We start from the raw sequence: 13,575 nt of genomic DNA on the forward strand, positions 1-13,575 counted from the left end.
CTTTAAAATCTATATGCTAATTTGATACCAAACTCTCGTTCTTCTCTTACAAGAGTTGTTGTTCCACTAAAATATGCACCAATTGCATCATAATTTTTATCAAATAAATTATCTACATAAAAATATATATCAAAATCATCTGCTTCATAACCAATTTTTGTATCAACTAAACTATAAGCTTTTTGTGAGTTTGTATTTGTTTTGTCAAAATATGTTTTTCCATATCCATTAACATCGACTCTTGCATATAAACCATTGTTTGCTCTATATAAAGTTCCAAGATTGAAGTTATATTTTGGAGCAAGAGGGTTATAATTTCCACTATAATCACCAGCCAAATCCTTAAAATCATCAAAAGTTGTTTCATTTACTCCTGCACTTGCAAATAAGCTTATTTCATCACTAATTACACTTTCTATTTCTACTTCAAAACCTTTTGAAGTTGCAGTTGCTACATTTACCATATAAGTAGTACCAAGCAACGGTGTTTCTTCTACTTGCATATCTTTTATATCCATAAAATAGATATTTGTGTTAAATTTTAAACGATTATCAAAAAACATTCCTTTATATCCAAGTTCATAAGAGATTAAATTTTCTTCATCATATGCTTGTGCATTTGATGTAGCAAAAGGATTAAATCCTCCACTTCTATAACCTTTTGCTATTGTAAAATAGCTCATTTGATTTTCATTTATATTGTATTGAATTCCGATTTTTGGAGAAACACTGCTATAACTATTTTCTAAATCAATAGTTGTGTTTTTAACTTCCATCTCTTTTTTCTCTCTGTCATATCTAATTCCTGCATTTAAAACCCAAAAATCATTTAAAGGATGAATGATATTTGTAAAAATCCCTATACTTCTAGAACTCATATCTTGTGGATTTGCAAATCCTGTTGGATTAAAAGGTGCAAATATTCTTGTATATAAGTCATCATCTTTTTTATCTAAATAAATTCCTGAAATTAGTTCTGTTTTATTAAATATAGTTTCATATCTAAATTCTTGAGAGATTGTGTTTAATTCATTATTTTTATAAATATGTCTTAAAGTCAAAGGAGTAAAATCGGCATCTACTATCGCTTTATCTTTGTACTCTTTTTTTGTAGTTATTGATTTTATTTTAGAGTTTTCACCAATATTATAATTTACATTTAAAGCAAAAGTTGTATCTTTTGGAGTAGAACTTCCTTTTAAATTTGAAGTAACATCTTTTTTGTTGTTTGTTGAACTCACCCAATTATGGTCACCATTATCTTCTTTGTTAATTGAAGATATTAGTGATACATCTAAATTATCTGTTGGTGTAGCTCTTAAAATGAGTTTTGCATAATCACTTTTTTTGTCATTTATATATTCATTTGTAACTGTATTTTTTATAAATCCATCTTTTTGGCTATGTTTATATGATAATCCTGCATAAAATTTATTTTCAATGATTGGTCCTGAAACATTTAATCCAATATCTTTTCTACCTTCATTACCTATTGTTGAGAAGATTTTTCCTCTTGTTTCATTATTTGGTTGTTTTGTTATGATATTTATAACTCCTGCTTCGCTATTTTTACCATATAAAGTTCCTTGTGCTCCTCTTAAAACTTCTATTCTTTCAATATCACCAATTGCATCATCAAAACCAAAGGCACTAGTATTTGGAACTCCATCAACAAAAAGTGCTACAGGTGTTGAAAAAGATAAAACATTTCCACTTATTCCTCTAATAGAAGGAACTATTAAGCCTTCTTGTCCAGTATTGTAAAGCATCAAGTTGGGAGTATATTTTGCAATATCTTCCAAACTATCAATAGATTTATCTTCTATTGACATCTCATCAAAAACAGAGACAGAAATAGGTACTTTTTGTACATTTTCTTCTTTTTTTTGAGCGGTTACTGTAATATCTTCCAAAAAAGTAGTTTTATTTGCTACTAATTCATTTGAAAGTATTAAAAAACTTGAAAGATATAACAGTATTTTTATTCTTTTCATTTATATATCCTTTAATATAAGATTTATTTGTGCTAGTATATAATTCAAAATATTGATAGTCAATATCAAAATTATTATATAAGGTTTTATTTCTATTCTAAAGGGTTAAAATGTCTAGAATGTATTTAAAAGATTTGATAAATTCTAATTGTGAAAAAGATATTATAAAAAATAGTTTTCCCGTGGAAATTGGAACAAATTATATGGAAAGAATTCAAGTACAAGAAGGAGTTTTATTTTTAAAAACAGATTTTAATATAAAAAAACCTATTGTTTTAGAAGCAATAAAACAAAATGAAAGAAAACTTGTAATAACAATTTCAATAAAAGGAAATACAACTTATATCAATAATAGTGATAAAAAAATTATACTTTTTAATGAAGGATTTACAACAATATCTTTATTTGAAAATACTGAAGGTTTTAGAGAATTTAAAGATAAACAAATAAATCAAGTTAGATTGATTTTAAGTGAAAATTTTTTAAAAAGAAATTTTCAAATAAGTTTAGTTGAAAAATATTTTTATAATAAGCAAAATTTGCAACTATTAAATTTTAGTTTGACAAGTATAGAATCACAATTCTTATTAAATGATATATTAAATTGTAAATTAATTGGTGAGTTAAAACAAATTTATATTCAAGGTAAAGTTTTTGAATTATTGTCTTTAGAGTTACAAAAACTTGAAGAAAAAAAAGATGAAATATTTCTTGATGATTATGATAAAAATGCAATTTATAAAGCAAAAAAAATTTTATTTGAAAATATTGAAAATCCACCTACAATAGTAGATTTAGCAAAAAAAGTACACTTAAGTGAAGTAAAATTAAAAAAGGGATTTAAAATAGTTTATAAAGCTAGTCCATATCAGTTATTGTTAACTCACAAAATGAATCTTGCAAAAAATATGCTTCAAAGTGGTGAATATAATATCAATGAAATAGCTTTTAAAGTTGGTTATAAATTTGCAAATAATTTCACAAATGCTTTTTATAAAGAGTTTAAAATTAGACCTAAAGATATTTTAAAAACTAAAAAATATTTTATTTAATTGATTTTAAAAAAGCAAAATTTTAAAACCAATTAAAATAAGTACAACTCCACCTCAAAATTTCAGCTTTACTCTCGTATTTTTCACCACCACGACTTCCAATATAAACATATACTAACAAACGCAAAAATCAAAACATTTATTAAAATTCATACTTAACACTAAATCTAAAATCCCTACCCATTTCATATCTATAAATATCTGCTTGATTTTTTGTAGAAATAGTGGTTGCTTTTGCATATTGTTTATCAGTTAGATTATTTACAGCTGTATAAAGTGTCCAAGGAGAATTTGTAGAAGGTTTATATTTCATACTTATATCATGAGTTGTATATCCATTTCTTCTAATTTCATTATTCTTACTATCTAATACATCAGTTCCCGATACGGCATTTAAAGTATAATCAGCACTCAATGTATTTGTGAGTTCAACTTCGGTATTCCAAACAAATTTTTTGCTATCATATCCTCCAACTCTTCTTATATTTTGGTCTTCATTTATATCTGATACACCATTTGTATCGCTATTTGTATTATTTGTATCAATTTGAGTATAAGCTAAACTTGTAGAAAAAATATCATAATTATATGAAATTTTTAGTTCAAATCCTTTCGATTTAAAATTATCTGAACGGTTGTATATGTCTTGTAAAGTTCTTCCTCCTTCACCACTTCCACATATTCCATTTTTACAATTAACATCTTTTGATACAATTAAATCTTCAATAGTTGTTTTAAATATATTTGCATCAAAAATTATTACATCATTATCTGCAAAAGTATTATTTTTAATATATTTATAACCTAATTCATATTTTGTAGATTTTTCAGCTTCTAAATCATTTGAATATGTTGAATCTTTTTTTATATTTGTAAGCCAAGTAAATGGTACAAGTCCTGTCATTCTACTACTTTTCCCATAATTCGTATAAATTAAAGAGTTTTCTGTTAAAGAATAATCTAATCCAAAATTTGGAGAAAAAGTCGTATCTGTTGCTTTTCCCAAACCTGTATCGAACTCATAATCATCAAATCTTAATCCATAATAGATATTTAAATCATTTATAGTTGTTTTATTTTGAATAAACAAAGCTTGATTTTTTGAATCAGCATCTGAATATTTAGTTATATTTTTATCTAAAGCATTTGGATCAAAACTTCCTTTTCCATGTTCTTTTTGAAATTCTGTACCAACTGAAACTCTATTAGAAGTTGTTGAAATATCAAAATCAAAATGGTTCTGTATTTTAAGTCCAATAGTTCTATTTTCATACTCTTTATCTACATCTTCTCTGTCAAGTGATATATCTGTAAGATTCAAGTTAGTATCTAAATTTATTAAATCATTTGGATTATAATTATGTTGTAAAGTATAATTTGTTGTAGATGAAACAATTTTTTCTAATTCGGATTCTAAAGGTCTATATTCAGTTCCTCTCCATCGTGAATTTCCACTATTTTCATTTTTATTAATTGTTAATCTTAAATCATGATTTTGCAAATTTAACATACTAATTTTGAAAAGATAATCTCTATCGTGGTAAGCGGTTGCTATTTCTTCATTATTATTGCCATCTTCATAGTTATCGCTATTAACTCCAGAAATATTAATATATGCTCCAATATTTTTATTAAAAATTTGATAAGCAGTTGCACTTCCATGTTTTAAATCTGTATTTGTGTTATATCCTGTTTTAAATATAGCACCATAATTTTTATTATTTTTTACAAAATCTTGTGCATCTTTTGTTGTCATAATTATAGAACCACCTAAATCTCCTCCAATAGAAGCATCAGGTGCTGTTTTCACATCAACAGATTTTAATAAATCAGAATTTATTCCTAATTCATTACTTCTATGTTGGAACATATTTTTCCCCTGTTTTGCTCCATCTAAAGATATATTTAGATTTGAACTTTCGATTCCTCTTAAATATATTCTTTGAACATTTATAGCTCCACCACCAACTTCAACTGACGAGTTGTTTTTAAATAATTCTGGAAGTGAATTGATTTGTTCTTGCTCAAGTTTTGATAAATCAATATCAATTAAATTTGTTTTTGTTACTATTTTTTCAGTTACTTGAATTTCTTCAAGAGTTGTTGTTTGAGCTAAAAGTATGTAAGGAACAACTATTGGTAAAATTTTTAATAGTTTTTTATGTTTATATTTCATTATTTTCTCTTTATAATTTAAACTTATGCAACTTAGTTGCAATGAAATTATAATGTACGCAACTTAGTTGCATCTTAATTTCAATAATGATTATTGCTTTATATGTTTTTAAGTATTTAAAATATAATATACCCCCATATAGTATATGAAGGAATAAATATGGCATATTGTTGTGATGTAGAAAGAAAAAAGTTACAAAATAGAATAAGTAGAATACATGGACAAGTTCATTCATTAAAAAATAAATTTAATGATGAAAAGTTTAAATTAGAAGAAGATCCTTATGAAACTATTCGTCAATTAACAGCAATAAAAGGTGCAGTTAGTGGAATGATAAGTTCATATATTGAACATTATGCAAAAGGGCATATGATAGAGAGTATAAAGAAAGGTTCAAATTCAGAAGCAGAAGCTCAAATTGATAATCTTTTAGAAATTATAAAAGTATATGGAAAATAAAATGGAAAATTGTAAATTTGGTCTAAATGACCATAAACCTTTTTTTAAAGAAGAGAGTCATCACCATCACCATGATGAAGAAAATTGTTCACATCATCATGAACACGAACATGGACATTCACACGACCATAGAGGAACAGATAAAAAAGTTTTAAAATGGGCTTTGAGTATTACTTTGATTACAATGTTTTTAGAGTTTTTTTATGGATTTTTATCAAATTCATTAGCTTTGATTTCAGATGCAATTCATATGTTTACTCACTCATTTGCTTTAATTATTTCATTAATAGCAATAATAATAGCAAGTAAAAAAGCACCACTATCTAAAACTTTTGGTTTTTATAGAACCGAAGTATTAGCAGCTTTTATAAATGGAATAACAATAGTTTTATCAATTATTTGGATTTTATATGAAGCTGTTGAAAGATTCTTAAATCCTCAAACAATAGATATTAAAACCGCAATGATAGTAGCTATTATCGGACTTGTTATAAATATTATAACTGGTGTTATTTTGATGCAAGGTGACAAAAATAATATCAATTTAAAATCAGCTTTTGTTCATATGTTAAGTGATGCTTTATCTTCTGTTGCAATTATTATTGGATATATTATTATTTATTTTACATCTTGGTATTTTATAGATGTTATTTTAGCTGTTATTGTAGCAATTGTTATTGGGAAATGGGCAATTGATATTTTGAAAAATTCAACAAATACTTTACTTGAAAGTTCACCTTTAGATATAACAATAGTTAAAGAGTTCATAGAAAGAAATGAAAAAGTGATTGAACTTCATGATATTCATATTTGGGAAATCACACAAGATATGTATAATATGACAGCTCATGTAAAAATAGATAAAAAAGATTTAGAAGAATATGAAAATATTTTACACGAAATAAATCATGATTTAAAAGAGAAGTTTAAAATAGTTCATACGACTTTTCAGTTTGAGTGGTAATAAAATAGTAAAAGATAGTTCTAATCTCTTTATGATAAAATTGCAAAAAATTTTATAAAGGATTAAAAAATATGGCATCAGTTATAGTTGAAAAAGCATGTGGTTGTTTTAGAAATTCTGATTTCGAACAAGAAACACATTTTAATACAGTTGAAGAAGCATTAGAAAAAGCAAATGAAATGTGTGTAATTATGAATGAAGATTTCTGTCACAAACATAAATTTAGAAGTGAATACGTTGATGGAAATGTTATCATTAAAATGGAAATGAACGGATAAATTTAAAATATCATCTAATCTCTTTGTAGTTTTTTTTAGCTATAATTCCCTCAAAAATAATACAAAGAGCAAAGATGATAGATATAAAATTACTACAAAAAGATTTTGAATATGTTGCAACAGCCCTACAAAAAAAAGGTGTTGATAACGAACTTTTAAACAATCTAAAAACTTTAGCATCTCAAGCAAAACAAAAAAGACAAGAGATGGAAGATGTTACAGCTGAACAAAATGTACTTTCAAAAGATTTTGGAAGATACAAAAAAGAAGGCTTAGACGTAGCTTCTTTACAAGAAAGTATTAACAATCTAAAAATCAAAAAACAAGAACTTGAAGAAAAAGTAAAAGATTTAGAAGAACAATTAACTTCTATTATTCTTGGTGTTCCAAATATTCCAGATGAATCTGTTCCTTATGGTGCTGATGAAAATGAAAATGTGATTTTAGAAGTAGTTGGGCAAAAACCAACTTTTGATTTTGAACCAAAAGAACATTGGGATTTAAATAATGGTTGGTTAGATTTTGAAAGAGGTGTAAAATTAGCAAAATCTAGATTTTCTGCAATTAGAGGTGAGGGTGCAAGATTAGAGCGAGCTTTAATCAACTATATGCTTGATTTTAATAGAGAGAGAGGATTTCATGAGTGGTATGTTCCATTTATGGCAAATTCAAATACTCTTCAAGGAACTGGGCAACTTCCAAAATTTGCTGATGATTTATTTAAAATTGAAGGTGAGGATTTATATTTAATCCCAACTGCTGAGGTTAGTTTAACAAATCTTTATAATGACGAGATTATTGATGTATCTGAATTACCGCTACTTCTTACTTCTTATACTCCTTGTTTTAGAAAAGAAGCTGGAAGTGCAGGACGAGATACAAGAGGATTAATCAGACAACATCAATTCGACAAAGTTGAAATGGTTGCTATTACTTCACAAGAACAATCAGATGAAATTTTCCAAAAAATGGTAAATTGCGCAAGTGATTTATTAACTTCTTTAGGACTTGCTCACCAAAAAGTACAATTATGTACAGGTGATTTAGGATTTAGTGCAGCAGTAACTATTGACTTAGAAGTTTGGTTACCTGGACAAAATAAATATAGAGAAATTTCATCAATTTCAAATACAAGAGATTTCCAAGCAAGAAGGGCAAAAATTAGATATAAAGAAGATAAGAAAAATATCTTAGCTCATACTTTAAATGGTTCAAGTTTAGCTGTTGGAAGAACACTTGTTGCTATTATGGAAAATTATCAAAATGAAGATGGAAGCGTAAGTATTCCAGAAGTATTAAAACCTTATATGAAATAAAAAATGTAAAATAGAGAAATCTATTTTACATTACTAACCTAAAAAAATAAATCCGTTACTTTCTTGTAATTTTTCTTTTATACAATCCTCAAAAAAATTGAGGTGAAAAATGAGATTTTCAAGAAGAGATTTTATAAAAATGTCTGCATTAAGTTTTTGTTCATTAGTTGTTTCAACTGGAATAAGTGGTTGTGGAAATGATTCTAATCCTACAAAAATTGAGTTTTTACATGGTGTCGCAAGTGGAGATCCAACACAAAATAGTGTAATAATTTGGACTAGATTAACTCCTGATTCTCAATTAGATAGTTTAAACTTTTCATATGAAGTTTCAGAATATAAAGATTTTTCAACTTTAGTTCATTCAGGTGATGCAAAAACTAAAAAAGAACAAGATTATACAGTAAAAATAGATTTACAAAATTTGGAAGCTGGAACAGTTTATTATTATAGATTTAAAGCTAATGGAAAAATATCAGTTGTCGGAAGAACAAAAACAATTTCATCAAATCCAAATAGCGTAAAAATGGCTGTATTCTCATGTTCAAATTATCCAAATGGTTATTTTAATTCTTATATGGAAGCTTCAAAAATTGAAGATTTAGATATTGCTGTTCATTTAGGAGATTATATATATGAATATGGAATGTACGAAAGTGATGGAATTACACCTGCTTATGCAACAAAAAATGCAATTGCAATAGGAAGAGCTTTACCATCAGATAATAATACAGAGCTTTTAACCTTAGATGATTATAGAAAGAGATATGCCTTATATAGAACAGATGAAGGCTTATTTGCTTTACATAAAAATGTGCCATTTATTACAATCTGGGATGACCATGAAATTGCAAACGATACATATAAAGATGGTGCTGAAAATCATGATTCTCTTACAGAAGGTGATTTTAATACAAGAAAATTAGCTGCTTTACAAGCATATTTTGAATGGTTGCCAATTCGTCCTTATGCAGAAGGGAATAATGAAGTTATTTATAGAAGTTTTGAATTTGGTGATTTATTAACTCTTTATATGTTAGATACAAGAGTTATTGGTAGAGATAAACAGTTGAGTTATTCAGATTATTTTGATTCATATGGAAACTTTGATTCTGCAACTTTTAGTGCAGATTTAACAAATACAAGTAGAACAATGATGGGAGCTGAACAATTATCTTGGTTACAAGGGAAATTAGCTTCATCAACTTCAAATTGGCAAGTTTTAGGACAGCAAGTATTAATGGGAAAAATGTTTTTACCTGCTGAATTATTAACTTCAATTTCTCAATTAGAAGGAGAGTTAACAACTGAACAAAAAAATAGTTTATTAATTCAATTAAATCAACAAGTTACGGAATTAGTTACAATAAAAACAAGAATTTTATCAGGTGATACAACACTTACAAATGAAGAAAAAGCAAGAGTAAATACAACTTTACCATATAACTTAGATGCTTGGGATGGATATTTTTATGAAAGAGAAGTTCTTTTTGGAACAGTTCTATCTTTAAATAAAAATCTTGTTGTTTTAGCAGGAGATACACATAATTCTTGGGCAAATGAATTAAAAGATTCAAATGGAAATGCTGTTGGTGTTGAGTTTGCAGTAACTTCTGTTACTTCTCCTGGAATGGAAGATTATGCAGGATTATCAACATTAGAAACAGCAGTGGCATTTGAAAATGCTATTACACTTTTAATTGATGATTTAAAATATACAAATTTAAACCAAAGAGGTTTTATGACTTTAACTTTTACAAGCAGCGAAGTAAATACTACTTGGTATTATATAGATAATTATGATTCAACAACATATTCTTTAGATACAACAAGACAAAAAGAGTTGAAAAATATATTGGGAAATAAGACTTTAGAAATTTTATAGGCATAAAAAAAGGGAAGTTGGTAAATCTTCCCTTTTTTTTTAAGTTTTATTAAAAAAATATAAATTAAGTACAAAATAAAACTTAATTACTTAAACAGAACGACTTTTATTGGTTAAACCCAAAATTAAAATAAGAAGAATTATCCTAAAAAATTGTTACATTATCACAATTTTTTAACTAAGGAGAGATTAAGTGTAGATAAAACTTCTTAATTTGAGAAATTATACTCCCTCTAAACTTAAAAAATGCTATTTTATTGCTACGTTTATAAAATTTTTTTTAAATTTTATAATTAATATATAAAATTAAATAAATTACCTTACAAAAACTTTGCTATCATAAAGTTTATTATCAATTTTAACTTGGAATAATCCTTTTTTTATAGTGTAATGTTTAAATGTTAGTTCATATCCAATTTGAATATTTCTATCATTGAAAACGGGAATTTTATTTATAAAATGACCTATTGAATCACCTATTTTTACTTCTATATTTGAATTATTATTATAATTTCCAAATATAACAATCTTTGAAAAACAAATTCCATTATAATCTTGATCAGTAATTTTTTTATGTTGAATATTTTCACCTTTTCCATTTTCATGAAAAATACCTATTGCATAAGAAGCTTGAATATTAGAATCAAATGCAAATAACGACGATATAGCTAGAAAAAGAATTAATAATGATTTTTTCATGGGTAAATAATACAACTTTTTAGTGTAATTTTCGTATAAGCAAATCTTTTTATTGATAATTGTCAATGAAATTATTTTATAGATAAATTAAAATATCAAAATATTAAATAAGGAAAAAATATGTATATTCCAAAAGATGCAAAAGAAATAATAGTAAAAGATTCAACGGTTCCATTTTTTAAATTAGAAAATATTTATTATTTTGATACAAGTTCAACAGCGGTTCCTGAACCTATGATAAATGCAGTTGCAGGGCTTAAAATATTAGATAAAAATTCAAAATTAGTTATGATAAACCACAAAATTCCTCTTGGATTATTTTCTAAAATTGAAGCTTATTTTGATTTTGATATTGAAGAGTTTGAGAATTGTGTAAAAATTACATTTGTTAAAAAAAGAGGTTTTGAAGTAAATTTAAATGTAAATACAAACTGTCAAGGATAAACCTTGAAGTTTATTGATAAATAACTTTTCTAATTGATTCGTTATTTTCTTTTTTTAATTGGTCATAATATAATTGATATTTAACTTTTTCTTCAAAAGAAATGGGTGCTCTTAATGATTTATATTCCACTAAATTTCCATCTTTATAAACTCCAGAAATTTCTGCATAAACCCAATAAAATCCTTCATCTTTTCGTAAATTTTTAATATAACCACTCCAAGAACCTTTTGTTTGAAGATTCTTCCATAAATCATAAAATATTACTTTTGGCATATCAGGATGTCTTACAAGATTATGAGGTTTTCCTACTAACTCTTTTATACTATATCCAGAAATCTCTGCAAAAGTTTCATTTGCATAAGTAATGATACCTTTTAAATCCGTTCTAGAAACTATTAATTCTTCATTTGGGACAATAGTTTCACATAAAAAGTTTCCTGATAAATATTCCATTTTATTTTCCTACATTATCAAATGTTTTTGCAAAGCCTTCTAAATCTTTTTTCTTTAAATCTCCGTTATAAACAATGTCATAAGGTTTAACATCTTTGTCATTTAAAACTTTTGGAACAGCATCTGAATTTTCTAAAACTTCAAGATGAGAGTTTAATTCTTCTTCACTATATGACATTTGCATATCTGCACTTATTACATGAGGAATTGCTTCAATAACTTTTAATTTTTTCAACTCTTCTTGAACACCATTCCCTTCAATTGTGATGATTATTCTTCCTACTTCATCATGCATATGATAATCACAAACATCAGATTTTTTTAGTGATTGAATAACTTCATCTAGATATTTTGGTAAAGTTTGTACGATAATACTTGAGATATTCATTTTTTTTCCTTTTAGTTGATTTTATAGTAGTTTATTTTGTTGTCATCACTTGAAACAAATATTTCATTTTCATTTAGAAATAAAATATTTGTTAAAGTATTTCTATTTTTTGTTAATAAAAATAATTCTTCTTTTGTATTTGTATTAAAAATAGTTACATTATTTTCTTCATCACTTGCAACTGCTGCAAGATTGCCACTTGGGCTAAGTCCTGCACTATAAATCAAAAAACTAAACTCTTTATAATAAGACATTTTCCCATCTTCGCTAAAAACAGCACTTCTTCTATCTTGTCCAGCTGTTAAAATAATTTTATTTTTAAAATCCACTTGAAATACATTGTCTAAATTTTGATTTTTAAAAGTTTTGATTATGTTAAAAGTATTTGAATCAAGCATAGTTAAAACACCACTTTCATCACAAACTACAACTTTTGTTTTATCACTTGAGAGTTTGAAATTTGAAAATTTTGATTGTGAAATTTGAATCTCTTTTGTTATAGTTTTATTTTTTATATCATATAAATAAATTTGATTTGATAAAAGTGCATAAATTATATGATTTTCATCCAAAAATTTTGCTCTAGCAATAAACAATCTTTGTTTATCTTCTATTATATGAGTTAATTTACCATCTTTATATAAAGAGATATTTCTTCCTCCATTTTCACCTTGAGAAAGAATCAAAATTTTATCATCAAATACATCCACACTATAAATTTTTGAATCAATTGTATCACCAATAAAATCTTTTATTTTAGGAAGATTTATGGAATCTATTTTTTCTTTTGTAGTTATGTCAAAAATATCTACACTAGAAGCTGTTGTTGCAGCAAAAAGTCTGTTTTTATCAATGATTAAATCAGTTACTCCACCACTTGTACTTAAAAAAGAGTTTGGTTCTAACTCTTTTGCATTAAGATTTAAAAGTAGTATTATAATAGTGAAAAAACTTTTTAAAATATTCATTAAATCTCCATTTTATTACTAATTTTTATGGCATTTGTTGGGCAAGTTTTTATACATAATCCACAAGAAACACAATTGTCATTTATATTTGGTCTAAACATTGCTAAAAAATCTATTGCTTCATAAAAACAAGGGTCTTTACATGAAAAACACATTGTTTGATTCCATGATAAACAAGATAATATATCAATTTCTATTTTAACATCAATATTTCTTTTATTTTCGATTTTTAAAACATTAGTTGGACAAATTTCTGCACATTTATCACAGTATGTACAACCACTATTTGAGAAATCAAGTTTGGGTGTTAAATCTTCTTGAATAACAATAATATTTTCTTCACAAACTGTACTACATAAGCCTTCGCATTCTATACAATTTATAAAAAAAAGAGATTCATCACTTTGTAAAAAGTAGGGTGGTCTTACTACTTTCTCTTGTTTCTCTTTTTTTGAAAAAGAAGAAGCAAGAGAACTAAAGAGTTCTCTTCTTTTCATC

The 13,575-nt window shown here is 25.8% G+C and carries 14 protein-coding genes; 7 read left to right on the top strand and 7 right to left on the bottom strand.

Translation table 11 applies throughout. The features are described 5' to 3' along the window. Positions 1 to 2 precede the first annotated feature (2 nt). Positions 3 to 1,994 (bottom strand): TonB-dependent receptor, encoded by a 1,992-nt coding sequence (locus ABLL_RS02415; protein WP_014473190.1) that lies wholly within the window; start codon positions 1,992 to 1,994, stop codon positions 3 to 5. Between the two features lie 110 nt (positions 1,995 to 2,104). Here ABLL_RS02415 and ABLL_RS02420 point away from each other — a divergent pair, with 110 nt between their 5' ends. Beyond that, entirely contained in the window at positions 2,105 to 3,046 is a 942-nt protein-coding gene (locus tag ABLL_RS02420; protein ID WP_041654629.1) for an AraC family transcriptional regulator, read from the top strand. A 142-nt stretch (positions 3,047 to 3,188) separates the two neighbouring features. On the opposite strand, the gene ABLL_RS02425 is transcribed toward ABLL_RS02420, so the two are convergent. Beyond that, a complete protein-coding gene (locus tag ABLL_RS02425; protein ID WP_014473192.1) occupies positions 3,189 to 5,222 on the bottom strand; it encodes a TonB-dependent receptor domain-containing protein in 2,034 nt (677 codons plus the stop codon). Positions 5,223 to 5,381: 159 nt separating this feature from the next. Between ABLL_RS02425 and ABLL_RS02430 the strand changes: the two genes are divergently transcribed. From ABLL_RS02430 to ABLL_RS02450, 5 genes are all read left to right on the top strand, one after another. Further along, positions 5,382 to 5,681, top strand: a complete 300-nt coding sequence (locus ABLL_RS02430) for a metal/formaldehyde-sensitive transcriptional repressor (protein ID WP_014473193.1) — start codon at positions 5,382 to 5,384, stop codon at positions 5,679 to 5,681. A 1-nt stretch (position 5,682) separates the two neighbouring features. Beyond that, a complete protein-coding gene (locus ABLL_RS02435) occupies positions 5,683 to 6,645 on the top strand; it encodes a cation diffusion facilitator family transporter (RefSeq protein WP_014473194.1) in 963 nt (320 codons plus the stop codon). A 71-nt stretch (positions 6,646 to 6,716) separates the two neighbouring features. Further along, the gene (locus ABLL_RS02440; protein ID WP_014473195.1) at positions 6,717 to 6,923 is read left to right on the top strand and encodes a hypothetical protein; all 207 of its coding nucleotides are present in this window, start codon (positions 6,717 to 6,719) and stop codon (positions 6,921 to 6,923) included. Between the two features lie 74 nt (positions 6,924 to 6,997). Beyond that, positions 6,998 to 8,239 carry a serine--tRNA ligase gene (gene serS, locus ABLL_RS02445; protein WP_014473196.1) on the top strand — a complete coding sequence of 414 codons (1,242 nt, stop codon included), beginning with the start codon at positions 6,998 to 7,000 and terminating at the stop codon, positions 8,237 to 8,239. Positions 8,240 to 8,348: 109 nt separating this feature from the next. After that, positions 8,349 to 10,124 carry an alkaline phosphatase gene (locus ABLL_RS02450; protein WP_014473197.1) on the top strand — a complete coding sequence of 592 codons (1,776 nt, stop codon included), beginning with the start codon at positions 8,349 to 8,351 and terminating at the stop codon, positions 10,122 to 10,124. 315 nt (positions 10,125 to 10,439) lie between these two features. Here ABLL_RS02450 and ABLL_RS02455 read toward each other — a convergent pair whose 3' ends face one another. Continuing rightward, positions 10,440 to 10,823, bottom strand: a complete 384-nt coding sequence (locus ABLL_RS02455; RefSeq protein ID WP_014473198.1) for a hypothetical protein — start codon at positions 10,821 to 10,823, stop codon at positions 10,440 to 10,442. A 120-nt stretch (positions 10,824 to 10,943) separates the two neighbouring features. Between ABLL_RS02455 and ABLL_RS02460 the strand changes: the two genes are divergently transcribed. Beyond that, on the top strand, positions 10,944 to 11,267 hold the full coding sequence (locus tag ABLL_RS02460; RefSeq protein WP_014473199.1) for a hypothetical protein: 324 nt from the start codon (positions 10,944 to 10,946) through the stop codon (positions 11,265 to 11,267). A 10-nt stretch (positions 11,268 to 11,277) separates the two neighbouring features. Here the strand turns inward: ABLL_RS02460 and ABLL_RS02465 are convergent, their stop codons facing one another. From ABLL_RS02465 to ABLL_RS02480, 4 genes are read right to left on the bottom strand one after another with little or no spacing between them, the layout of a single operon-like run. Next, complete coding sequence (locus tag ABLL_RS02465) at positions 11,278 to 11,721, bottom strand: PAS sensor domain-containing protein (protein WP_014473200.1); 444 nt, start codon at positions 11,719 to 11,721, stop codon at positions 11,278 to 11,280. Position 11,722: 1 nt separating this feature from the next. Continuing rightward, on the bottom strand, positions 11,723 to 12,109 hold the full coding sequence (locus ABLL_RS02470; protein ID WP_014473201.1) for a chaperone NapD: 387 nt from the start codon (positions 12,107 to 12,109) through the stop codon (positions 11,723 to 11,725). 11 nt (positions 12,110 to 12,120) lie between these two features. Continuing rightward, positions 12,121 to 13,077 (bottom strand): hypothetical protein, encoded by a 957-nt coding sequence (locus tag ABLL_RS02475; protein WP_014473202.1) that lies wholly within the window; start codon positions 13,075 to 13,077, stop codon positions 12,121 to 12,123. Beyond that, the gene (locus tag ABLL_RS02480) at positions 13,077 to 13,574 is read right to left on the bottom strand and encodes a ferredoxin-type protein NapF (protein WP_014473203.1); all 498 of its coding nucleotides are present in this window, start codon (positions 13,572 to 13,574) and stop codon (positions 13,077 to 13,079) included. The genes ABLL_RS02475 and ABLL_RS02480 overlap by 1 nt, the downstream gene beginning before the upstream one ends. Position 13,575: the final 1 nt, after the last annotated feature.

This window comes from Arcobacter sp. L, assembly GCF_000284235.1.
In the GTDB taxonomy this organism is placed as follows: domain Bacteria; phylum Campylobacterota; class Campylobacteria; order Campylobacterales; family Arcobacteraceae; genus Aliarcobacter; species Aliarcobacter defluvii.